Here is a 23,924-nt window from a genome sequence, read left to right as displayed (position 1 = left end):
TCGTAATTGGTAAAAAAATGTCGATACAAAAATACGCTTTCTTAGGGAAATTATTTGTTACTTTGCCTATTATTTTCAGAGTGTCTGTTGAAATATGTATTATCTTTTTCGGTTTTGGATACTCGGATTTAATTTTGGATACTCGAAGCACTTGTTTAATTTTTAATTTTTAATTCTCAAAGTGATAATGCCAACATTTGTTCAGATACTCGATTTCATTGGCACATTTGCCTTTGCCATTAGTGGCATACGTCTGGCCTCGGCCAAGCGGTTCGACTGGTTTGGAGCGTATGTGGTGGGTTTTGTGACGGCCATCGGAGGCGGTACGATACGCGACCTGCTGCTGGACGTCACCCCGGGTTGGATGACGGACCCTATTTATTTGATTTGTACCGGACTGGCCTTGTTGTGGGTCATCCTCTTCGGTAAGCATCTCATCCATCTGCACAATACATTCTTCATATTCGACAGTATCGGCCTGGCACTGTTCACGGTCGTTGGTGTGGGCAAGAGCATCGCGCTGGGCTATCCCTTCTGGGTGGCCATCATCATGGGCAGCATTACCGGGGCTGCGGGAGGTGTGATACGTGACGTATTCATCAACGAAATTCCGCTGATATTCCGGAAGGAGATTTATGCGATGGCTTGTGTGGTGGGAGGAACCTTCTACTGGATGTGCCACCTTCTGGGGATGGAGTCTTTCGTGTGCCAGATTGTGGGTGGTGTGACGGTGTTCGTTACCCGTATACTGGCAGTAAAGTATAGGATTTGCCTTCCTATCCTTTCGGGTAATGAAGAGGAGCAGGAAATGTAGTCCGTTGTTTGCAGTCTGAAAACCTCAGGGATTTTCCGGTGAAACTCGGACATTCCGGAGAAGCACTTCCCAGATGTTTTAAAATAAGATTCCCCGGCATTTTCAAACCGAAATGTCGGGGAATTTTTCATATGTCTCGTTCCCCTTATTAAAGGGAGCGAGGATAGGATTGCTAAAGAGATAAGACTAGGTTAGAACAATGCATCCTTCGTGTTGAAGAGCTTGCGTTCGTTCAGTTTCACTACCTTGCCGAATTTCTCCAGCCGCTTCAGGTCGATGTCCTTCGGGTTGCCCATGATGGAGATGCAGTAAGGTTTGCCTTTGATGTTCTCTTCGTAGAACTTCACGATGTCGTCAAAGGTCAGTGCATCTACTTTCGGCAGGTTTTCTTTGGCTGGGTCGTCCGTGTAGCCTCTGTAGCCCAAGTCTACCAGTTCCATAGCTTTGTTGCGGAAGCTGGGGTGGCTGGTCAGCATGGCTTGGCGGAGGTAGCTCTTGATGTTGCCGATACGTTCCGGATTCTTCGGCATGTCATTGACGAGACTCATCAGTACGTCCAATGCATCGTTTGCCTTGTCGTTCTGGGTACCGATGTAGCCGCGCAGGTAGCTTGCTTTTCCGGCTATGCCTTGCGTGCCGACGAATGCGTAGGCTGTATAGGCCATGGAGCGTTTTTCGCGTATTTCGTTCAGAACGATGCCGGTGAAGTCGAGACCGAAGTACTGGTTGAATGCGCTACGCAGCACGTCGTCCTTCTTGTCAGCCTTCTGCATCGGGATGTAGAGGTGGATTTGGGCTTGTTCTGCATCGTTGTTAGGCAGGAAGTAGACGGTGTTTTCGGTTACCGGCATCATCTCCTTTGCCTGCGGGGAGTTGGACGGGCGTTCGTTGGCTACCAACGGGAGGTTCTTGCTCAGGATGTCGTATACTTGGTCGAAGGGGAGTGTTCCGGTAAAGAATACCTTTGCCTCGTAGTTGGAGGCACGGTTGATGTCGCCCGTCAGTTCTGAAATCTGCAATTCGTAAATCTCCTTGTCGGTCAGCTCCTTGATGTAGTCTGATTTCTCTCCGTAGAGCATGTACTGGCGCAGCGCTTCGTTCAGGATGCTGACGTTGTCTTTACGCTGCTGGCGCATACCCATTGCCGAACCTTTCAGACGTGCCAGTTGCTTTTCGTCCAATTTCGGCATCAGAATCTGGCGTGAAAGTAGCTGGCAGGCTTGCGGCAGGGTGGCTTCGTAGCCCTCCATGATGATGTAGAGGTTGTCTTCATCGGCTGTCACGTGGCAGGTTGCGTTCAGCTTGCTGAGTTCTTCTTTCAGCTCTTGCGGTTCGTAGGCTCCCATGATACCTGCGTTGTTCATCAGTTGGGCGGCATAGCCCAGTTTCGGGAATTCGCGTTCACCGGCTCCGTATTGTACAATCAGCTGGAATACGTTGTTCTCCTTGTTGGGCGTGTAGTACATCTTGGAACGGTCGTTCAGCTGCTTGATTTGCACTTCGCCGTAGTCTGCGAATTTCTCTTCCATCTGTCCGATGGGCAGGTTCTTGAATTGCGTTGCATAAAGCGATTCCTTGCCTACCGGAGGTTCTACGGGTTTGTACCCCGGCTTCTCAATCTTGGCGTTTTTGTCAGGTTTCCCTTTTTCGATATATAGGGCCAGGTAGTTGTCCGACAGGTATTTCTTGGCTACCCGCTTGATGTCGTCAGTAGTGATGGCCATAATCTTGTCCTTGTAGTTGAGTATGTCGCCCAAATCCTGCTCGTTGTAGAAGGCGTTCATCAGTATCATGGCCTTGTCCTCGTTCGACTCCATTTCCAGGTCGAACTGGCGGCATTTCTCGGCTTTGATGGCATCAATTTTCCAATCCTCGAATTCTCCGTTGGCGATTTGCTGGATGGCTTTCAAGGCTTTCTTTTCGGCGCTCTTGGTAGACTCGAAACGGCGCTGGTTTTCGTCGTAGAGGGGAATGGCCGCTACGATGGCGCGTCCTTGTTCGCGGAAAGTACGGGTGTAGGCTCCGGCGCTGGTCAGTTCACCGTCCAGTACCAGCTTGTCCATGGTTCCGGTCTGACTGTTGTTGTTCAGCAGTGCCAGGGCGATGTCCAGAGCGTCTTCGTCGGGATGTCCGGCAGGTACTCCATTGAATACCATTGCCACTTGCGGGTAGAATCCCACTTTAGCCGAATACTGTTTGCGGCCCTTTATTTCGAGGTTCTGGTAGACCTTGCGCTCGGGTGCGGGCTTAGCAGCCAGACGTCCGAAGGCAGCATTGATGCGTCCGCTGATTTGTTGGGCTTTGATGTTTCCTACGAGTACCAGTACCATGTTTTCGGGTACATACCATTGTTCGTAGAATTCAATCAGCTTGCTCAGGCGGGGATTCTTCAGATGTTCGGGCAGGCCGATGATGGAACGGGAGTAAGGATGTCCCTCAAAAGCTTTCTCCATCACGAACTGGTTCTGTGCACGTCCCTGGTCATCTTGTGAACGGTTATATTCTTCGTACACGTTTTCCAGCTCCGACTGGAAGGAACGGAATACGGGATGCAGGAAACGTTGTGAGGAAATCTCCAGCCATTTGTTTATCTGATAGGCAGGGAAGGAGCTGTGATAGAAGGTCCAGTCATAGTAGGTTCCTGCATTTACCCCTTTGGCGCCCATGCTTTCCATCAGGTTGGAGTATTCATTGGGAAGCCCCAGCTTTCCGGCCTTGACGGTCAGCTCATTGATTTCCTTGCTGATGGCTTCTTTTTTTACCGGGTCGGCTTCTTCGGCCATCTGGTCGTACTTGGCGATGATTTCCTTGTAGATCGGTTCTTCTTCCGTCCAGTTCAGCGCGCCTATCTTGTCTGTTCCTTTAAACATGACGTGCTCCAGGTAGTGTGCAAGTCCCGTGTACTCTTCGGGGTCGTTGATGGAACCGGCACGTACGCCTACCAGTCCGAATACGTCCGATTTGGATTCGTCTTCCCATATATATACGGAAAGACCGTTCTTCAGCTTGAACGCTTTCAGTCCTTGTCCAAAGGAGGGCAGGGAGATGATGACGGCAGCCAGCAGAAGAAGTGACTTTAATTGAAATGATTTCATAAAATAAAGTGTTTTTATGTAATAAAAGTGTTTCCCTATATGTAGGCAAAGCTATAAAAAAATCACGTAACATTTACGAAATCTTCGGAAAAATGATGATTTTCAGTACATGATATCACCCGTAAACTATCATAGAGGGGGTGGAAACTGTCAAATGATAGTTTTTACCCCTAATAAAAACCGTATTCCGTCCCCCGGAGCTTCAAATCTTCCTTATACTTGCAACCGTAAAACCTAAACCATTATTAACTATTTAAAAATTGAGCAAAGTATGAATACTTACAGTTTTAGAAAAGATTTACTTGCAGTGCAAGAAGAACTGCTTCGCTTTGCATACAAGTTGACAGCCGACCGGGAAGAAGCGAATGATTTGTTGCAAGAGACGTCTCTCAAGGCTTTGGATAACGAAGACAAATTTGAACCCGACACCAATTTCAAAGGTTGGATGTATACCATTATGCGCAACATCTTTATCAATAATTACCGGAAAATAGTTCGCGAACAGACTTTTGTAGACCAGACGGACAATCAGTATCACCTCAGCATGCCCCAGGACTCTGGTTTTGCCAGTACCGAAGGTGCCTACGACCTAAAAGAAATGCACCGCATCGTCAATGCCCTTCCACGCGACTATAAAGTCCCTTTCTCCATGCACGTGTCTGGTTTCAAGTACCGTGAGATTGCCGAACGTCTCGGTCTTCCACTCGGAACAGTGAAAAGCCGCATCTTCTTTACACGTCAGAAGTTGCAGGATGAACTGAAAGATTTCATCTGATAATAGTTTGGTAGTAGCAATATGATATATAACATATTGATTGCGATGAATTTTTAAGGATTATTCTTGACTATATGTCAGAATAATCCTTTATATTTGTATATGTTAAGTTAACCGAAGAAAAAATCTCTTATTACTGACTATGATGAAAAAGGAAATTAAATTCAGTCTTGTTTACCGGGACATGTGGCAGTCGTCCGGTAAGTATCAACCCCGGGTAGACCAGTTGGTACGCATTGCTCCGTTGATAGTAGAAATGGGCTGTTTTGCACGTGTCGAAACGAACGGAGGAGCTTTTGAGCAGGTAAACCTTCTGTACGGCGAAAATCCCAATAAGGCTGTACGCGCCTTTACCGCGCCTTTCAGGGAAGCAGGTATACAGACGCATATGCTTGATCGCGGGCTGAATGCACTGCGCATGTATCCCGTTCCGGCAGATGTGCGCCGGCTGATGTACAAGGTGAAGCATGCCCAGGGTGTGGACATTACCCGTATCTTCTGCGGACTGAACGAGACGCGGAACATAATTCCTTCTATCAAATATGCCCTGGAAGCGGGCATGATACCGCAGGCTACGCTCTGTATCACCTATTCTCCTGTCCATACGGTGGAATACTATGCCGGTATTGCCGACCGGTTGATTGAAGCCGGGGCACCCGAAATCTGCTTGAAGGATATGGCTGGCATCGGACGTCCGGGTATGCTGGGACAGCTTGTCAGAACCATTAAGGAGAAGCATCCCGATGTGCTGATACAATACCACGGGCATAGCGGTCCCGGACTTTCCATGGCTTCCATTCTCGAAGTCTGCGAGAACGGTGCCGACATCATCGATGTGGCGATGGAACCCATGTCGTGGGGCAAGGTTCATCCGGACATCATCTCCGTGCAGGCCATGCTGAAAGATCTGGGTTTCCAGGTGCCCGACATAAACATGAAAGCCTACATGAAAGCCCGTGCCATGACGCAGGAGTTCATTGACGATTTCTTGGGCTATTTCATGGATCCCACCAATAAACATATGTCCTCACTCTTGCTGAAGTGCGGTTTGCCGGGTGGCATGATGGGCTCCATGATGGCCGACTTGAAGGGAGTGCATTCCGGCATCAACATGATACTGCGCGGCAAGAATGAGCCGGAACTCAGTCTGGACGACTTACTCGTCATGCTGTTCGACGAAGTGGAATATGTATGGCCCAAACTGGGCTATCCTCCTTTGGTGACTCCTTTCAGCCAGTATGTGAAGAATGTGGCTCTGATGAACCTCATGCAGCAAGTAAAGGGAGAGGAGCGCTGGACGATGATAGACAACCATACGTGGGACATGATTCTGGGCAAGAGCGGACGCCTGCCCGGTACTTTGGCGCCCGAGATAGTGGAACTGGCCAAGTCCAAGGGTTTTGAGTTCGTGGATACGGACCCGCAGCTGAACTACCCGGATGCTCTGGATACATACCGGAAAGAGATGGACGAAAACGGTTGGGAATATGGCGATGATGACGAGGAACTCTTCGAGCTTGCCATGCACGACCGGCAGTATCGCGACTATAAATCCGGCGTTGCCAAGAAACGTTTTGAGGATGACCTGCAGCGTGCCAAGGATGCGGCGATGGCCAAAAACGGATACTCGGAAGAGGAAATCAAGAAGCTGAAGCGTGCAAAGGCAGACCCGATAATCGCGCCTTCCAAAGGGCAAGTGCTTTGGGAGGTTTCTGTCGAAGGTCCTTCTTCTGCTCCTTTCATTGGACGCAAGTACCAGCATGATGAGGTGTTCTGCTACATCTCTACGCCGTGGGGTGAATACGAGAAGATATGGACCGGATTTACCGGACGTGTGGTGGAAGTCTGTGCCAAGCAAGGGGATGTGGTCAATAAAGGCGATGTGATAGCCTATATCCAGCGGAGTGATATCTTTGCATAAATGAGAACTTGAAAAAGTGGAATTTCACTGAAAGTTGATAACGTAGTAGGGTGATAATGCGATAGTTTATCACCCTACAGTCCTTTCAGTCATCCTTTATTGTCCAACCATTTCTTGATGGTTTCCTTCAGTACTTCTTGGGTGAAGGGTTTGGTAAGGAAGTCGTTGCAACCTGCTTCCAGGGCAGCCTGCTTGTCGTGTTCGTAGGCATAGGCTGTAAGGGCGATGATGGGGATGTCCGGCGCCAGTTCACGGATGATGCGTGTGGCGTCGATTCCGTCAAGGTTGGGCATTTTCATGTCCATCAGGATGAGGTCGGGATGGACTTCCTCGAACATAGTTACGGCTTCCATGCCGTCTTTGGCATGTTTCAACCGATAGAGCCGGCCTAAAATGGCGTTAATTAGGATGAAATTGCTTTCTGTATCTTCGGCAATCAGGATGGTTTTGGAAGGAGGGGTAGGGAGTGTTCCGGCTTCTTCATTCTTCGGGGAAGTTCCGGGGGCTGTATTTCTGCTCCTCTGCTCTGTGGAATGTGCCTTTGCTGTCGTTTCCCGGTTGTTCTCTTCCTTCTTTTCCATCTCTGTTTTGCTGGAGGATTCCAGTGGGAGGACAAAAATAAATGTGGTGCCTTTACCCACTTCCGAAGTGACGGATATGTTGCCGCCCAGGCGTTCGATGATAGTCTTGCAGATGGAAAGTCCCAATCCGGTGCCTTGGGCAAAGTTGTTCACCTTGACAAAACGTTCGAATATCCGGTCCACTTTGTCCGGTGCAATTCCCATACCCGTATCGGTGACGTGGAATGCTACATACTTGCCTTCCCGGTGATACCCGTAACTGATGTACCCGGCGGGGGTGAACTTGAAGGCATTGCCTATCAGATTGGAAATGACCTGGAAAATCCGGTTCTTGTCTCCGTCAATCACGATATTCTCGTCAGAGGGTTCGTATATCAGCTCCACTCCTTTGGGACAGCGGAAAATATGTGCGTCGTGTATCTCCTTGCAGAGCGGATGGAGGCGTACGGGCGTGATGGTGAACTCCACGATACCCGATTCGATTTTTGATAAGTCGAGAATTTCGTTAATGAGCTGGAGCAGGCGCTCGTTGTTCGATTCTACTATTTCGTAATAGCCTAGCCGTTCCTTCTCGTCGGTGCTTTCGGCAATGATGCGCGAGAAGCCTACAATGGCATTGAGCGGTGTGCGTATCTCATGGCTCATGTTGGCGAGGAAAGCGGATTTGAGCTGGTCGGAAGTCTCGGCTTTCTCCTTGGCTACGAGCAATTCCCGTTTCATCTGTTCCATTTCCGTGATGTCCCATTCGATGTTCAGCAGGATGGGGGAGAAGTCGTTGCTTTCAATCTTCATCTTTCGCTTGTCCAGATAGATGGGGGTTCCGTTTCCGTCGCGTTCTTCCGCAATCCAGTGCATCTCTTTGCCGGTCCTGGCTATTTCAATGTCTTGTGCTCTTTTTTCCTGGGCAGTCTCCAGGGGATAAAAGTCGAAGTCGTCTTTCCCCAATGCCTCTTGTATGGGGATTTCGCGGTTGTACGATTCGCGGTTGCGGTAGAGGTACTTGAAGTTGTTGTTGATGTCCTTCACGACAATGCCTGCCGGGAGGTTTTCGATGATTTTGTCCAGAATCAGGTTGAACTGTTTGATTTGTTGCTCATGCCGGATGCGTGTGGATACATCCCTTCCGAAAGTCCAGACCGTCCCTTCGCCTTTGTCACTCGTCACCCAATAGGCGTTTCCTTCTATGGCGAGTACTTCCGGACGCAGTGGCAACGGATTGTGAACAATATAGCCTTGGGAGGTTTCTCCGCGTTTGACACATTCTGCAAATTCTTTCCACGATTTTTTGTCTCTTCCATACGAAGGCAAGTCGTATATTTTCAGTTTCGTGATGTCTTGGGTATTGCCGATGCCATGTCGCTCCTTGAAGCAGCGGTTGCCGAATATCAGTGTACCGTCTTCGTGTGCCGAGTAAATATCTTCGGTGGAGTTGTTGATGGCATGTGTCAGCAAGTTGATATCGTTGCGCCGTTGCTGAATGTCGGTGATATTCTGTATATATCCTTCCAGAATGGTATTTTTGTCTTTATGATATTCGCGTGCAAAGGCCTTGAGCCGTATATAGAAAATCTTTTCCTGAAGCAAGATGCGGTAGTCCACACTGTTTTCCATTTTCCCTTTTAGGTTTTCTTTCAGCCAGTTGGTGAAAGATTTCCGGTCTTCGGGAAGTATCAGTTTCAGATAGTCGTTCAGATTGATTTCTTGTGTCTCCTCTGTGCATAGGATATCGGTGTGTCCGGCATATTTGAAGCTTTGGGTGTCTGAATCGTATTGCCAGTTTCCGATAAGCGCAGCTTTTTGGATTTCATTCAACTCTTGGTTTTTTCTTTCGAGTTCCAGCTTGCGCTGGCTACGTTCCGTGATGTCGCGGTATTGGCAGAGCACCATTCCGTCAAAGGGGGACATGATACACTTGAAGAAATAAGTGGTGCCGTTCAAGGCCATTTCGTAATTATGGGTAGAGCGTATTTTGTGCGTCAGTACTCTTTTAAAGTCCGGATAGATTTGGTTATAAGTGGATAAGGGAATTAGTTGGAACAGATTCTTGCCCAGTAACCGGTCTTCCTTCAAGAACCAGAGATTGATGTTGTAAACTGCAATGTCCACACAAATACCGTCTTTGTCCAGAAGAATCATGGTGTCGGATGTCAGCTTTAACAGTCTTTCGGCGTTTTCAGCTTGTTTTAAAATGTTTTTCATTCTTATAGTATTAGTTTCATGCCCTTCTGGCCTTCTCCCATGCGCCGCTTGCATTATCTTTACGTTTGCGCAGGTAGTTGAATCCTCGTATGACGTTGACGTTCATGAAGAGGAAATAGTAGGGGATGAAAAGTATCTTGTTCTTTATATGCTTCGTTGAAAGGTAGTACCCCCAACTTCCCATGAGATAGAAAAAAGCTTGTAACAGCCAGATGATGGCATACAGTAATGGCGTGCTTGTCGTAAAGATGAGAATTGTGTTGAGGGGAAGCAATAGAAACAATAGGATAGGAGTGAGCGACCAGCGCAGCACCCGGTGGGAAATATATTGGAAACAGAATGTGCCGTAACGGAACGGGTTGAGCAGCGGACGTAGCCGCCAGATAGACTGCAAGCCACCGGCAGCGATGCGCACCTTGCGCTTTTCTTCCTCGCGCATATCTGCCGAGCCGCTTTCTACGGCATAGGCATTGGCACAATAGGCAATGGTGTGTCCCTGCATGACGATGTGCAGGGAGAGTGTGAAGTCGTCGAGCAACGTGTCTGTTTGCATTTCTTCGAACAGATTGCGGCGCACGGCAAACAACTCACCCGCTGCTCCTACTGCTGAATAGAGGCGTGCGTCGAGCGCTTTGAGGGTGGATTCGTATTTCCAGTACAACCCTTCTCCCCCAGAGGCAGCATTGTCCTTACTTTGCACAGCAATACGTTTTTCGCCTGCCACGCATCCCACTTTAGGGTCGGTGAAGGCGTGCACTATCTCCCGTAGGGCTTTTCGGTTGAGGTGCGTATTGGCATCGGTGAATACGACAAGGGGCGTTCCTATGAAATGTATACCGCGGTTCAGGGCGGCTGTCTTGCCTTGGCGTTGGGGTTGGTGGAGGACGGTGGCTTGCGGCCAGCGGGAGAGGCGTTCGTTGGTACGGTCGTTGCTGCCGTCGGTCACCCAAAGAATGCGTAGCTTGTCGGCAGGATAGTCCAGCTCCAGACAGTTGCGCATTTTTTCGTCCACTACATCTTCTTCATTATAGGCGGCGATAAACAGAGTCAATGGGGGCAATGCGTTGTCGGTGGGCATAGGCCAGAGGGTAGGTGTGTGGAAGCACTCTTTTATCTTGACCAGAATATATAATAATATACCATAGCCTATATAGGTATAGAACACTGTGAATAAACTTATCCAGAAGAGTATCTCAAGAACTTTCATGCTTCTGTTTTGTTTGCTATCTTTTTGAGGAAAAAGAAATGTGATTGCCAAAAGTATGGATAATCTTTTACCGATGCAAGAAAAAGAAAAGAAAAATGAAATGTTTGTGTCTCAAGAGGTAAAGTTTGGTTTTCAGGGCATTTTGATGTTATAATCATTCTCCATAGGAGGGAGACGGGCAGATACGGCAAGGTAAGGCGTTACTCAAAACGCTTCTGTCATATTGAAGTAAAACAGCATCTGGTTGTTCACCGTATTTTTGCCTAAATCCAGGCGGACGTTCATGCGTGGCTGCACTTCGATGCGCAGTCCTACACCGTAGTTGGGCAGTACGCCCTCTATTTTGCCAGGAGTGGGGCCCATGAAGCCGCACCCGGTCCAGGCTACAAACCCTATGTGGTTGAGCATCCGCTTCAGCCAGGTGCTGCGGTCGGTATTGAGCATCTGCCGGTATTCTGCCATGACCACGTGCGAGGACTTGTCGCGATACTGCCCCATGTAGTAGCCGCGCAGGTCGAAAGGCGTTCCGGTGAGGGCATATTGCGTCAGTGGGACGTCGCCGAACACGTTCTTGGTCTGTGCCGTCCACGCAAGCACCCTGCGCTTGCCCAGTGACTTGTATTGGCGGTAGTCTATCTCCAGGCGGTAGAAGGTCTGGTCGCTTCCGATGAATTTGGTGTACATCATGCCGCGGAAATCCAGATACATGCCGCGGTAGGCGTTGGCGGGAACGTCACGGCTGTCGTATGTCAGCAGGAAGCCGAGGCCGGAGTTGAAGTTGTTGTAGCCGTTGGCCGTACCGCCTGCCTCTTTGTACGAAGGTTCGTCCACCAAGAACTTGCCGGGCTCTGTCAAGTGGTCATAATTGATGTCTATTTGAGGTCCGGCAAAGATATTGCTGTTGCCCAGCCGGAAGAGGAACCAGGGATTGATTTGCACGCCGCTGTATCGGTATTTGCTGGTACTGTCGCTGCGTACGTAATCTTTATTGGTATTATAGCCGATGCCGTAAAAGTTTTCTTCCGTATTTTTATAGCTAAACTTTCCGAAGATACGGAAACGGTCACCCTTGAAGAAGAGTTGAGGCTTGGAGAAAAGATTGATGCCACCGTTGAACATGAAGGCGATGGCCATGGGCACTACGGAGCGCAGCTGCGTGGTGTCGCTGGGGTTTATGCGGAAGGTCATCAGGGCGCTTCCTCCCAGCACGGCACCGAAGTCGGGAGTGTAGCTGGGTCCACCCAGAATATTGTAATGCAGATTCCGGCGCGCTACCTTTTGCTTGCGTAGTTCTTTTTTTGTCAGTGCGGGAACGCTGTCGTTTGTGGCGGCCGCAGTCTGTTCCTGGGCATAAAGGGTGGTGGCGAACAGCACCAGTGCGATAATGCTTAGTATATATCTTTTCATGTCGTACGAAATGTGGGTGCAAAGGAAACTATTTTATTCCGAATAGTTTTCACTGTAATAGATAATAAATCTAAAGATGTCACTAAAATTATCAAAAAAGACATTACTTTTGTCTGCTTCACGAAGCAAGACATCAATAACTAAAAACACATAATCTGAATGAAGAAACGATTTTTATCTGTAATTGTTCTGAGTGCCGCACTGCTTTCTGTGCAGGCACAAGAAGGAAAAGGCGGCATCAGCCCCGAAATGCTTGGGCAAATCAAGCAAAGTTATCAAGGCACGGCTGCCGACAAGGCTCTCCGCAATGCCATAGGCAATAATGACATCCGTAAACTGGTACTCAACCAGGAGAATATGCAGGGCATGGATACCCACTTCTCCGTCAAGGTAGAGTCCAGAGGCATCACCGACCAGAAGTCGTCCGGCCGTTGCTGGTTGTTCACCGGGCTCAACGTGATGCGGGCCAAGACCCTTGCCGAATACGGTTTCCAGTCTTTTGAGTTCTCCGAAGTCTATCCTTTCTTCTGGGACCAGTTGGAGAAGGCAAACCTCTTCTTGCAAGGCATCATCGACACCTCCAAGAGTCCCCTGACTGATAAAACCGTAGAATGGCTCTTCCAGCATCCGCTGAGCGATGGGGGTACCTTTACCGGTGTGGCCGACATTGTTTCCAAATACGGCCTTGTTCCTAAAGATGCCATGCCTGAAACAAACAGCAGTGAAAATACCTCCCGCATGGCCAACCTCATCTCTCTGAAGCTGAAAGAGTATGGTCTGCAACTACGTGATATGGCTGCCGCCGGTGCCAAGCCCGCAGCTCTGGAGAAGGAGAAAACCACAATGCTCGGAACCATCTACCGCATGTTGGTGCTGAACCTTGGTGTACCTCCCACGGAGTTCGACTATGTCTGCCACGATGCTAAGGGTAATCCCGTGGAGATAGAGCATCACACTCCCATGTCTTTCCTTGAGAAGTATGGAGACAAACAACTGCTGACCAACTACGTAATGCTGATGAACGATCCCAGTCGTGAGTATTATAAGTGCTATGAAATAGACTACGACCGTCACCGTTACGACGGTAAAAACTGGACTTATGTCAACCTGCCCGTAGAGGATATTAAGGAGATGGCCATCGCCTCCTTGAAGGACAGCACCATGATGTACTTCTCTTGCGATGTGGGCAAGTTCCTGAACTCTGAACGCGGTCTGCTTGATGTGAAAAATTATGACTACGAGTCACTGATGGGTACTACCTTCGGAATGGATAAAAAACAACGCATTCAGACCTTCTCCAGCGGCTCGTCCCACGCCATGACCTTGATGGCTGTTGACTTGAACAAAGACGGAAAGCCCGTAAAATGGATGGTAGAGAATAGCTGGGGAGCTGCTTCCGGTTACCAGGGACATCTCATCATGACCGACGAGTGGTTCAATGAATACATGTTCCGCTTGGTGGTGGAGACAAAGTATGTTCCTGCCAAAGTGATGGAATTGTTCAAACAAAAACCTATCCGCCTGCCGGCATGGGACCCGATGTTTGCTGAAGAAAAGTGATGATAAGGATTAGAGGTTAAGGATTAGTGATTAGTGGGGCTGCGCTATGATTCCGCAGGGTATTAATCCCTAATCCTTAACCCCTAATCCTTGTTCTCGTGTTCGTTAACGAAAGGAATTACGGAAATTTCTCCGTAATTCCTTTCTTTTTTGCTCTTTATTCACGTTCTTTTTTGCTACTTTTGCGGCAAATTAATGAAACCATTATTTTAAATAAACGCATGGCAAATGTAATTAAGTTACGTAGAGGCCTTGACATCAACCTGAAAGGCGCTGCTGCCCAGGAACTTGTGTCTGTTAAGGAACCAGGATTTTATTCGCTGATTCCCGATGACTATACAGGCATCACTCCGAAAGTGGTGGTCAAAGAGCAGGAATATGTGATGGCCGGGGGACCCTTGTTTATCGACAAGAATCATCCTGAATTGAAATTTGTTTCGCCCGTCAGTGGCGTAGTGACAAGCGTGGAGCGTGGTGCGCGCCGTAAGGTGCTGAACATCGTTGTAGAGGCTGCCACTGAACAAGACTATGAGGAATTTGGCAAGATGGACCCGTCCAAGATGAGCGGCCAGCAGGTAAAAGAAGCTCTTTTGCAGGCAGGTATGTTCGCTTTCATCCGCCAACGTCCGTACGACGTTATCGCTGACCCGACGGTGACTCCGAAAGCTATTTTCATTTCGGCTTTCGACAGTAATCCTCTGGCTCCCGATTTCGAATTCGCTCTGAAAGGAGAAGAAGCAAACTTCCAGACGGGACTCGACGCTTTGTCAAAGATGGCAAAGACGTATCTGGGTATTAGTGTAAAACAAAAGGCTGCTGCCCTTGTGCAGGCAAAGAACGTTACCGTAACAGCTTTCGACGGACCGCATCCGGCAGGCAACGTGGGTGTACAGATTAACCACATCTCTCCGGTAGTGAAAGGTGAAACGGTCTGGACTATCAGTGCCGAAGCCGTACTTTTCATCGGACGTCTGATGAATACCGGTCATGTAGACTTGACCCGTACGGTAGCTGTAACGGGTTCCGAAGTGTTGAAACCCGCTTATTGCAAGCTGAAAGTCGGCGCTCTGCTGACGAACGTTTTCAAAGGTAACGTGACTACCGACAAGGACCTCCGCTACATCAGCGGTAACGTGCTGACCGGTAAGAAAATTTCTCCGAACGGCTTCCTCGGCTCTTTCGACAGCCAGCTGACCGTTATTCCCGAAGGAGATGAAATCCATGAAATGTTGGGTTGGATTATGCCGCGCTTTAATCAGTTCAGCGTCAACCGCTCTTACTTCAGCTGGCTGATGGGCAAGAAGGAATATGTGATAGATGCCCGTATCAAGGGTGGCGAACGTCACATGATTATGTCCAACGAATACGACCGCGTATTTCCAATGGACATCTTCCCCGAATATCTGGTGAAAGCAATCATTGCAGGTGATATTGACCGTATGGAGGCTCTGGGTATCTACGAAGTAGCTCCTGAAGATTTCGCTCTCTGCGAATTCGTATGTTCTTCCAAAGTGGAAGTGCAGCGCATCGTACGTGCAGGACTCGATATGCTTCGTGCCGAAATGGCATAATCGGGGCGTATGGCAAATCGTAAATTGTAAATCGTAAAATCGTAAATATATTAATGAAAGCGTTAAGAAATTATCTCGACAAGATAAAGCCGAACTTTGAAGAAGGCGGCAAATTCCACGCATTTCGTTCGGTGTTCGACGGCTTCGAAACATTCTTGTTCGTGCCTAATGCCACTTCGAAATCGGGAACGCATATTCACGACTCCATTGACAGCAAACGCATCATGTCGATGGTGGTTATTGCGTTAGTACCGGCACTGCTGTTCGGTATGTATAACGTAGGTTACCAGCATTTCCATGCTACCGGTGCCACCGGCGGCTTCTGGGAAATGTTCATCTACGGTTTCTTGGCTGTATTGCCAAAAATCATTGTATCTTATGTAGTAGGTCTCGGCATTGAGTTCGTAGTGGCTCAGTGGAAGAAGGAGGAGATTCAGGAAGGCTTCCTGGTTTCCGGTATCTTGATTCCGATGATTGTTCCGGTAGACTGCCCGTTGTGGATTCTAGCGGTGGCTACTGCATTCTCTGTAATTTTTGCTAAGGAAGTATTCGGTGGTACGGGTATGAACGTGTTCAACGTAGCTTTGATTACCCGTGCATTCTTGTTCTTTGCTTATCCTACGAAGATGTCCGGTGATGCCGTTTGGGTATCGGGCGACAGCATCTTTGGTCTGGGGCAGTCGGTAGACGGACTGACGGTAGCTACTCCGCTGGGTGCAGCCGCTACTTCGGGCGCCGTTCCGGAATTCTCTTGGGACATGGTGACCGGCCTTATTCCGGGTTCTATCGGTGAGACAAGCGTAATTGCCATCGCTCTGGGTGCCATTTTGCTGTTGTGGACGGGCATTGCAAGCTGGAAGACGATGTTTTCCGTATTCGTAGGTGGCGCCTTCATGGCATGGGTATTCAATACAATCGGTCCCGACACCCCGATGGCACAGATGCCTTGGTACGAACACCTCGTGCTGGGTGGTTTCTGCTTCGGTGCCGTGTTCATGGCTACCGACCCCGTTACATCGGCACGTACAGAGACCGGTAAGTATATCTTCGGATTCCTGATTGGTGTCATGGCTATCATTATCCGTGTGCTCAACCCTGGTTATCCCGAAGGTATGATGCTTGCCATTCTGCTGATGAATATCTTCGCTCCGCTGATTGACTATTGTGTGGTACAGGGCAACATCAGCCGTCGCGAGAAACGTGCAATCAAGTCTAACAATTAAATACCGGAAAAGAAATGAATACCAATAGTAATAGTTATACTATCATTTATGCTTCGGTAATGGTTGTTATCGTTGCATTCCTGCTGGCATTTGTAAGTTCTTCCTTGCGCGAGACGCAGAACAAGAACGTGGAACTTGACACGAAGAAGCAGATTCTTGCTGCACTCAACATCAAGGACGTAAAGGATGCCGAAGCTGAATATAATAAATATGTAAAGGGCGATATGCTGATGAACGTTGACGGTACGCTGACTGAGAATACCGGTGCATTTGCTACCGCTTACGAGAAGGAAGCCAAAGAAAATAACCGTCTGCATGTATTCGTGGCAGAAGTTAACGGCGAGAAGAAATATGTATTCCCCGTTTACGGTGCCGGTCTTTGGGGTGCTATCTGGGGATATGTTGCACTAAACAGCGACAAGGATACCGTTTACGGTGTTTACTTCTCCCATGCCAGTGAGACTCCGGGTCTGGGTGCCGAAATTGCAACTCCCCAGTTTCAGGGTGAATTCACTGGAAAGAAAACATTGGAGAACGGCGAGGTGGCCCTCGGTGTTGTGAAGAACGGCAAGGTAGAGAAACCTGACTATCAGGTTGACGGCATTTCCGGTGGTACCATCACTTCTGTTGGTGTGGATGCTATGTTGAAGGCTTGTCTGAGCAGCTACAAGAACTTTTTAACTAATAATAATGAGGAGGAATAAGAATATGGGACAATTGTTTTCAAAGAAGAATAAAGAAATATTCTCTACTCCGCTGGGACTGAACAATCCTGTTACCGTGCAGGTATTGGGTATCTGTTCTGCTTTGGCTGTTACTGCCAAGCTGGAGCCCGCCATTGTGATGGGGCTTTCAGTGACGGTGATTACGGCATTCTCCAATGTAGTGATTTCACTGCTGCGCAAGACGATACCCAACCGTATCCGTATCATCGTTCAGCTGGTGGTTGTTGCTGCGTTGGTAACTATTGTAAGTGAGATTCTGAAAGCTTTTGCTTACGACGTAAGTGTGCAGCTTTCTGTATATGTAGGTCTGATTATTACCAACTGTATCCTGATGGGACGCTTGGAAGCATTTGCCATGCAGAACGGTCCCTGGGAGTCTTTCCTTGACGGTGTGGGTAATGGTTTGGGATATGCCAAGATTCTGGTAATCGTAGCTTTCTTCCGCGAGCTTCTGGGTTCGGGAACGTTGCTCGGTTTCAACATCTTGAACTATGAACCTCTGCAGAAGTTGGGCTATGTGAACAACGGCTTGATGCTGATGCCGCCAATGGCATTGATTCTTTGCGCTTGCATCATCTGGTATCAGCGTGCACGTCACAAAGAATTGCAGGAAAAGCAGTAATAAATAAATGAAGAATGAAAAATGAAAGAATGAAAAATGGGCTGCTCTGCTGCAGTACAAGTTCTCATTGCTTTAATTCTTTAATTCTTTAATTCTTAATTTATCGAAGAGATATGGAACATTTAATAAGTTTATTCGTCCGCTCTATCTTTGTGGACAACATGATATTCGCGTTCTTCCTCGGTATGTGTTCTTACCTTGCCGTATCGAAGAATGTGAAGACTGCCGTGGGACTGGGTATCGCCGTAACTTTCGTGTTGGTAGTTACGCTTCCGGTCAACTATTTATTGCAGACAAAGGTGCTGGCTGCCAACGCAATCATTGAAGGCGTTGACCTCAGCTTCCTGAGCTTTATTCTTTTCATTGCTGTAATCGCAGCTATCGTTCAGTTGGTGGAAATGATTGTAGAGCGTTTCAGCCCTTCGCTGTATGCTTCACTCGGTATCTTCCTGCCGTTGATTGCTGTAAACTGTGCCATCATGGGTGCTTCTCTTTTCATGCAGCAGCGCATCACGCTGGGTGAGAGCGACCCGAAATTCATCGGTGGCATTGCTGATGCTGTCTCTTATGCGTTGGGCTCCGGTATCGGTTGGTTGCTGGCTATCGTAGGCTTGGCTGCCATCCGTGAAAAAATGGCCTATTCTGACGTTCCGGCTCCACTGAAAGGACTGGGCATCACGTTTATCACTGTAGGTCTGATGGCAATGGCATTTATGTGTTTCTCTGGTTTGAACATCTAAAAGAAAGGAATAAAACAATGGATATGAATATGATATTAGCAAGCATTGGAGTATTCCTCGTGGTTGTCATCCTGCTTGTTGTTATCCTGCTGGTTGCCAAGAATTTCTTGGTGCCTTCGGGTAATGTAAAACTGACTATCAATGGTGATAAGGAACTGGACGTAGCTTCCGGTTCTACATTGCTGAATACGCTGTCTGTAAACGGTGTGTTCCTTTCCTCCGCTTGTGGTGGTAAAGGTTCCTGCGGACAGTGCAAATGCCAGGTAATGGAAGGTGGGGGTGAAATCTTGCCTTCTGAGACTCCGCACTTCAGCCGTAAGCAAATACAAGATCACTGGCGTCTGGGTTGCCAGGTGAAGGTAAAAGGCGATATGGCTATCAAGGTTCCCGAAAGCGTACTGGGCGTAAAAGAGTGGGAGTGCGAGGTTATCTCCAACAAGAATGTGGCTACGTTCATCAAAGAGTTCATCGTTGCTTTGCCCAAAGGCGAGCACATGGATTTCGTTCCGGGTTCTTATGCGCAGATTAAGATTCCTAAATATTCGATGGATTATGATAAGGACATCGATAAGGAACTTATCGGTAAGGAATACTTGCCTGCATGGGAGAAATTCGGTCTGTTGGGCTTGAAGTGCCGCAATGACGAAGAAACCATCCGTGCTTACTCCATGGCCAACTATCCTGCCGAAGGCGACCGCATCATGCTGACGGTACGTATCGCTACGCCTCCGTTTAAGCCGAAAGACCAGGGACCGGGCTTCATGGATGTAATGCCGGGTATCGCTTCTTCTTATATCTTTACCCTGAAACCGGGTGATAAGGTGACCATGAGTGGTCCTTACGGAGACTTCCATCCGATATTCGACTCTAAGAAGGAGATGATGTGGATCGGTGGTGGTGCCGGTATGGCTCCGTTGCGTGCACAGATTATGCATATGACGAAGACACTGCACACTACAGATCGCGTGATGAATTACTTCTACGGTGCACGTGCATTGAATGAAGTGTTCTATCTGGAAGACTTCCTGCAGATTGAAAAGGATTTCCCCAACTTCAAGTTCCATCTTGCACTGGACCGTCCCGATCCGGCAGCCGATGCAGCGGGCGTGAAGTACACTCCGGGTTTCGTACACAATGTAATTTACGAGACTTATTTGAAAGACCACGAAGCTCCCGAAGACATCGAATACTACATGTGCGGTCCCGGCCCGATGTCGAAGGCTGTTGAGAAGATGCTCGACGACCTCGGCGTTCCGGCTCAGAACCTGATGTTCGATAACTTTGGCGGATAACCTTCCTTATCCGTCTTGAGATAAAAAACTCCGGCTTGGCCTTCAGGGTCTTGCCGGAGTTTTTTTGTTCGAGGTATTTTCCTCTCTAATGAAAGAAAGTGGAGTGGATTCTTCGCAGTTTTTTCTTTTATTCCTTGATATGAATCAGTGCATTTGCCAGAATGGCTGTTACTCCTCCGGTGGTAATTCCCGAAGAGAAGATATTTCTTAGTATTTCGGGAAGTTGGCATAATATTTCCGGAACCAGTTCTACGCTTAGTCCCAAAGAGAAACTGATAGCCATGACTAATGTTGCCTTACGGTTGATTTCCTGTGCGGCGATGATGCGTATGCCTGCCGCTGCCACTGTTCCGAACATAAGCAGAGTAGCGCCGCCCAATACCGGTTCCGGCATCAATGAAAACACCAGTCCTACGGCGGGGAAAAGCCCGAGTATTACCAGGAATCCTGCTATATAGTAACCTACATAACGGCTTGCCACTCCCGTCAGTTGTATCATCCCGTTGTTTTGGGCAAATACGGAGTTGGGAAAAGAGTTGAGCATACCTGCCAGCATGGAGTTGAAGCCGTCGGCAAGGATGCCGCCCGAAGCGCGTTTTACGAATGTTTCTCCTTCCACCGGTTCGCCGGATATGAGCGAATTGGCTGTGATGTCACCGTATGCTTCGATAGCGGTAATCATGAAAATAAGTCCTAAGGCAATGATGGTTGAGATGCTGAAGTCCAATCCGTAACGGAACGGCATCGGGAGATTGAAACCGCCATAACTTTGTATGGATGTAAAATCTACTATCCCCATGAACCATGCCACGATATAGCCTATAACCAATCCGATGACAATGGAACTCATCCTCATATACCGGTTGGAACTACGGTTGAAGGCAATGATGAGTAGCAACACCAGGGCCGCCAGTCCCACATGGCGCAGACTGCCGAAACTGCCGTCCGCTTGCGCTGCCGCACCGCCTCCGCAAGCAGTAATTCCCACTTTTATCAGACTCATTCCAATGAGAGTGACAACGATTCCCGAAATGAGGGGCGTAATGATTCTCTTGGTATATTTCAAGATTCGGCTGATGAACATTTCCACGGTAGATGCTGCGATGCAAGAACCGAAGATAAGCGGAAGCCCGCCCATCGTTCCGGCAGCAATAATGGGTCCGATAAAGGAAAAACTGGTTCCTTGGATGCATAGCAGCCCCGTACCCAATCCTCCGAACCTGCGGCACTGGATGAACGTTGAAATGCCCGAAGCGAACAATGCCATGGATACCAGATAACCGGTGGTCTCGGCATCGAGTTTCAGTGCTCCGGCAATAATGAGGGGAGGTGTGATGATGGCAACGAATATGGCAAGCAGATGTTGCAGGGCGGCGAAGAATGCTTCCTTGAAAGGTGGCTTGTCATTCAGTCTGTATATCAGTCCGTTTTTTAACTTTTCTCCTTCTTGATTGTCCTCCATGTGTGCAGCGGTTTATCTGATTTTAATCTCACAATTGTCCAGACTCTCGATGATGGCAAGTGATTCCACATGGATGCCTTGTTCGCGCAATTCGTCGCCACCATGCTGGAAAGCCTTCTCGATGATGAATCCCATACCGGCCAGTTCGGCACCTGCCTGCTTCACAAGGTCAATCATGCCTTTGGCTGCATTGCCATTGGCCAGAAAGTCGTCAATGAACAGTACCTTGTCACCCGGACAAAGGAAGTCCTTGCTGACACAGACCTCGTACGAACGGTTCTTAGTGAAGGAAAATACGGTGGTGGTCAGCATGTTTTCCATGGTACTCGGTTTCTTCTTCTTGGCAAATACTACGGGCAGTTCCAGCAGATAACCTACCATGATGGCAGGGGCAATTCCGCTCGCCTCTACTGTAATGACCTTGTTGATGGAGGTGGAAGCGAACCGTCTGACAAATTCCACGCCGATGGATTTCATTAGGATGGGGTCCATTTGGTGATTAATGAAGTTGTCTACTTTCAGAATGCCTCCGGGGAAGCATTTTCCGTCTTTGAGAATGCGGTCTTTCAGAGTTTTCATGTTGGATGATGTTTTATTGAATGTTATCGTTTTCCTCTTCTGTTTCTTCTTGAATGGTATCTTTGGGCAGCAATCTTGGAGAAATGCGTTTCTTGGGAGTGAGGCTCATGCCTTTCAGCATTTCGGCCTGGCGCACTACGCTGCCGTTACCGTCCGAGAGCTGGTTGAAGGCTTTGTCGTAATCCCTTTGCAGGCTGGCCAGTCGGTCGCCGATACCGAGGAAGGTGTCGGTAAAGCCTGCAATCTTTTCATATAAGATGGTGCCGCGCTTGATGATGGCCTGCACATTCTTTACCTGGTTCTCCTTCTTCCAAAGGTCGAGCGAGAGGCGCAGGGCGCTAATCAGGTTGGTGGGGCTCATCAGTACCACCTTTTTGTTGTAGGCATATTCCCAGAGGTGGGCATCGCTTTGGATGGCGAGGAGGTAGGCACCTTCGGTGGGGATGAACATCATGACGAAATCCGGCGATTGGGCGTCATAATGCGAGTAGTCTTTATGGCTGAGCTCGTCGATGTGGGAGCGGACAGATTGCAGGTGTGCTTTCAGGAAGTGTGCCTGCTCCTCCTTGCTTTCGGCAGAGGTGTAGGCAGCATAGGCAGTCAGCGACACTTTGGAGTCGATAATCATTTCCCGTTCGTCGGGGTATTTCACGATGATGTCGGGCTGCATCTTCTGCCCGCTTTCCTCGTTGATGATGGCTTCGCCCCGTTCGTCTTTTAGAAACTCCTGGCGGAAGTAGTGTTCGCCTTCAATCAGTCCGGAGGCTTGCAACAGACGTTCCAGAATCATTTCGCCCCAGTTGCCTTGCATCTTGGAGTCTCCTTTCAAGGCACGAGTCAGGTTGTTGGCATCTTCGCTGAGGCGGTTGTTCAGCTCCACCAGTTCCTTGATGCGTTCACCCAGCGAGAAACGTTCTTTGGCTTCGGTGCTGTATACTTGTTCCACCTTTTGGCGGAAGTCCTTCAGGTTATCACCCAGCGGACGGAGCAGATTGCCCAGGTGTTCGGCATTCAGCTTGGTAAAGTCTTCGGCTTTGCTTTGGAAGATACGGTTGGAGAGATTCTCGAACTCGATATTCATGCGCTTGTGCAATGCTTCGGCTTCTTCCTTCTGCAACTTCAATAATTCTATTTCCTTCTTTGTCCCGCTGATTTCGGCCTTCAATGCGGCAGACTTGCGGTCTGCCGCCAGATAGCCGACTACGGTTCCAATGATTATCCCTATAATCAGTAATAATATTTCCATAGATGTTTTGAAGTGTCCGCCTTATTGTGTCAATATTTCGTTTCCGTCTTCAGTAATCAGGATTTGGCTTTCCCATTGGGCAGAAGGCAGTCCGTCGTCTGTGCAGACGGTCCATCCGTCGGCTTCGTCGATAAAGACTTCGTAGCTTCCCATGTTAATCATCGGTTCGATGGTGAACGTCATGCCCGGCACTATCAGCATGCCCGTACCACGTTTGCCGAAGTGTTCCACATCCGGTTCTTCGTGGAACTTGACGCCGCAGCCATGTCCGCAGAGGTCGCGTACCACGCTGTATCCGTTCTTTTCTGCATGTTCCTGGATGGCGGCGCCTACGTCACCGAGGCGTGCCCAGGGCTGTGCGGTCTGTATGCCTATGTCACGGCATTCTTTGGTGACTTGCACCAGCCTCTGTATGTCGGGGCTGACTTCGCCAATCATGAACATGCGTGATGCGTCGGCAAAGTAACCTTTGTAAATGGTGGATACATCGACATTTACAATGTCACCGCTTTTCAAGAATTCCCTGGTGCTGGGAATGCCGTGGCACACTACATCGTTGATGCTGGTGCACACACTTTTGGGGAAGCCTTCGTACATGAAGGGGGCGGGGATGGCGTCGTGGTCTGTGGTGAAGCAATACACCATGTGGTCAATTTCGGCTGTGGACATGCCTTCGCGAATGTTCTCGGAGAGATAATCCAGCAGGGCTGTGTTGATTTTGGCGCTTGCACGGATACCGGCCAACTGCTCCTCGGTACGGAGTGCGCTTCGCATCGGCAGTTTATATCCTTCTTTCTTATAATGTTGAATTTTGGCTTCTACTTCGTCGGAATAGTTTTTAGGAGTAAACCGGACTCCTTTCATGAACTTTTTCATTGTCTTTTCTTTTTTTATGAGACTGCAAA

The 23,924-nt window shown here is 48.6% G+C and carries 18 protein-coding genes; 10 read left to right on the top strand and 8 right to left on the bottom strand.

Annotated elements, in window-relative coordinates; genetic code table 11:
- Positions 1–187 precede the first annotated feature (187 nt).
- Complete coding sequence (locus HUX74_RS01105) at positions 188–814, top strand: trimeric intracellular cation channel family protein (RefSeq protein WP_034528739.1); 627 nt, start codon at positions 188–190, stop codon at positions 812–814.
- A 191-nt stretch (positions 815–1,005) separates the two neighbouring features.
- Here the strand turns inward: HUX74_RS01105 and HUX74_RS01100 are convergent, their stop codons facing one another.
- A complete protein-coding gene (locus HUX74_RS01100) occupies positions 1,006–3,909 on the bottom strand; it encodes a pitrilysin family protein (RefSeq protein WP_117964446.1) in 2,904 nt (967 codons plus the stop codon).
- Positions 3,910–4,180: 271 nt separating this feature from the next.
- On the opposite strand from HUX74_RS01100, the gene HUX74_RS01095 reads away from it, so the two are divergent.
- Both HUX74_RS01095 and HUX74_RS01090 read left to right on the top strand, forming a co-directional pair.
- Positions 4,181–4,684, top strand: a complete 504-nt coding sequence (locus HUX74_RS01095; protein ID WP_117600548.1) for an RNA polymerase sigma factor — start codon at positions 4,181–4,183, stop codon at positions 4,682–4,684.
- A 145-nt stretch (positions 4,685–4,829) separates the two neighbouring features.
- On the top strand, positions 4,830–6,605 hold the full coding sequence (locus tag HUX74_RS01090) for a biotin/lipoyl-binding protein (RefSeq protein WP_117600662.1): 1,776 nt from the start codon (positions 4,830–4,832) through the stop codon (positions 6,603–6,605).
- Between the two features lie 89 nt (positions 6,606–6,694).
- On the opposite strand, the gene HUX74_RS01085 is transcribed toward HUX74_RS01090, so the two are convergent.
- The 3 genes from HUX74_RS01085 to HUX74_RS01075 all read right to left on the bottom strand — a co-directional run bounded on the left by HUX74_RS01085 (position 6,695) and on the right by HUX74_RS01075 (position 11,999).
- Positions 6,695–9,385 (bottom strand): ATP-binding protein, encoded by a 2,691-nt coding sequence (locus HUX74_RS01085; RefSeq protein ID WP_117964445.1) that lies wholly within the window; start codon positions 9,383–9,385, stop codon positions 6,695–6,697.
- Between the two features lie 16 nt (positions 9,386–9,401).
- Entirely contained in the window at positions 9,402–10,592 is a 1,191-nt protein-coding gene (locus HUX74_RS01080; protein WP_174646048.1) for a glycosyltransferase family 2 protein, read from the bottom strand.
- A 204-nt stretch (positions 10,593–10,796) separates the two neighbouring features.
- Positions 10,797–11,999 carry a BamA/TamA family outer membrane protein gene (locus HUX74_RS01075; RefSeq protein WP_174646047.1) on the bottom strand — a complete coding sequence of 401 codons (1,203 nt, stop codon included), beginning with the start codon at positions 11,997–11,999 and terminating at the stop codon, positions 10,797–10,799.
- A 159-nt stretch (positions 12,000–12,158) separates the two neighbouring features.
- Here HUX74_RS01075 and HUX74_RS01070 point away from each other — a divergent pair, with 159 nt between their 5' ends.
- From HUX74_RS01070 to nqrF, 7 genes are all read left to right on the top strand, one after another.
- A complete protein-coding gene (locus tag HUX74_RS01070) occupies positions 12,159–13,559 on the top strand; it encodes a C1 family peptidase (RefSeq protein WP_117600544.1) in 1,401 nt (466 codons plus the stop codon).
- Positions 13,560–13,780: 221 nt separating this feature from the next.
- Positions 13,781–15,130 carry a Na(+)-translocating NADH-quinone reductase subunit A gene (locus tag HUX74_RS01065; protein WP_117600543.1) on the top strand — a complete coding sequence of 450 codons (1,350 nt, stop codon included), beginning with the start codon at positions 13,781–13,783 and terminating at the stop codon, positions 15,128–15,130.
- A gap of 53 nt (positions 15,131–15,183) precedes the next feature.
- Complete coding sequence (locus HUX74_RS01060) at positions 15,184–16,353, top strand: NADH:ubiquinone reductase (Na(+)-transporting) subunit B (protein WP_117600542.1); 1,170 nt, start codon at positions 15,184–15,186, stop codon at positions 16,351–16,353.
- Positions 16,354–16,367: 14 nt separating this feature from the next.
- Positions 16,368–17,057 carry a Na(+)-translocating NADH-quinone reductase subunit C gene (locus HUX74_RS01055; RefSeq protein WP_174646046.1) on the top strand — a complete coding sequence of 230 codons (690 nt, stop codon included), beginning with the start codon at positions 16,368–16,370 and terminating at the stop codon, positions 17,055–17,057.
- A 4-nt stretch (positions 17,058–17,061) separates the two neighbouring features.
- A complete protein-coding gene (locus HUX74_RS01050) occupies positions 17,062–17,700 on the top strand; it encodes an NADH:ubiquinone reductase (Na(+)-transporting) subunit D (protein WP_117600540.1) in 639 nt (212 codons plus the stop codon).
- A gap of 113 nt (positions 17,701–17,813) precedes the next feature.
- The gene (gene nqrE / locus HUX74_RS01045; protein ID WP_005828321.1) at positions 17,814–18,440 is read left to right on the top strand and encodes an NADH:ubiquinone reductase (Na(+)-transporting) subunit E; all 627 of its coding nucleotides are present in this window, start codon (positions 17,814–17,816) and stop codon (positions 18,438–18,440) included.
- A gap of 17 nt (positions 18,441–18,457) precedes the next feature.
- Positions 18,458–19,732, top strand: a complete 1,275-nt coding sequence (nqrF, locus tag HUX74_RS01040; RefSeq protein WP_117600539.1) for an NADH:ubiquinone reductase (Na(+)-transporting) subunit F — start codon at positions 18,458–18,460, stop codon at positions 19,730–19,732.
- 127 nt (positions 19,733–19,859) lie between these two features.
- Here nqrF and HUX74_RS01035 read toward each other — a convergent pair whose 3' ends face one another.
- From HUX74_RS01035 to map, 4 genes are read right to left on the bottom strand one after another with little or no spacing between them, the layout of a single operon-like run.
- Complete coding sequence (locus HUX74_RS01035; protein WP_174646045.1) at positions 19,860–21,194, bottom strand: nucleobase:cation symporter-2 family protein; 1,335 nt, start codon at positions 21,192–21,194, stop codon at positions 19,860–19,862.
- Positions 21,195–21,206: 12 nt separating this feature from the next.
- Complete coding sequence (gene xpt, locus HUX74_RS01030; RefSeq protein WP_117600538.1) at positions 21,207–21,773, bottom strand: xanthine phosphoribosyltransferase; 567 nt, start codon at positions 21,771–21,773, stop codon at positions 21,207–21,209.
- Positions 21,774–21,786: 13 nt separating this feature from the next.
- A complete protein-coding gene (locus tag HUX74_RS01025; RefSeq protein WP_174646044.1) occupies positions 21,787–23,019 on the bottom strand; it encodes a DNA recombination protein RmuC in 1,233 nt (410 codons plus the stop codon).
- 21 nt (positions 23,020–23,040) lie between these two features.
- Positions 23,041–23,895: a type I methionyl aminopeptidase gene (gene map / locus HUX74_RS01020; RefSeq protein WP_174646043.1), complete on the bottom strand. Its 855-nt coding sequence runs from the start codon at positions 23,893–23,895 to the stop codon at positions 23,041–23,043.
- Between the last annotated feature and the right edge of the window lie 29 nt (positions 23,896–23,924).

The sequence above is a fragment of the Bacteroides sp. Marseille-P8574 genome, from assembly GCF_902825465.1.
GTDB lineage: Bacteria > Bacteroidota > Bacteroidia > Bacteroidales > Bacteroidaceae > Bacteroides > Bacteroides uniformis.
This window is presented reverse-complemented; position numbering and strand designations above follow the sequence as displayed.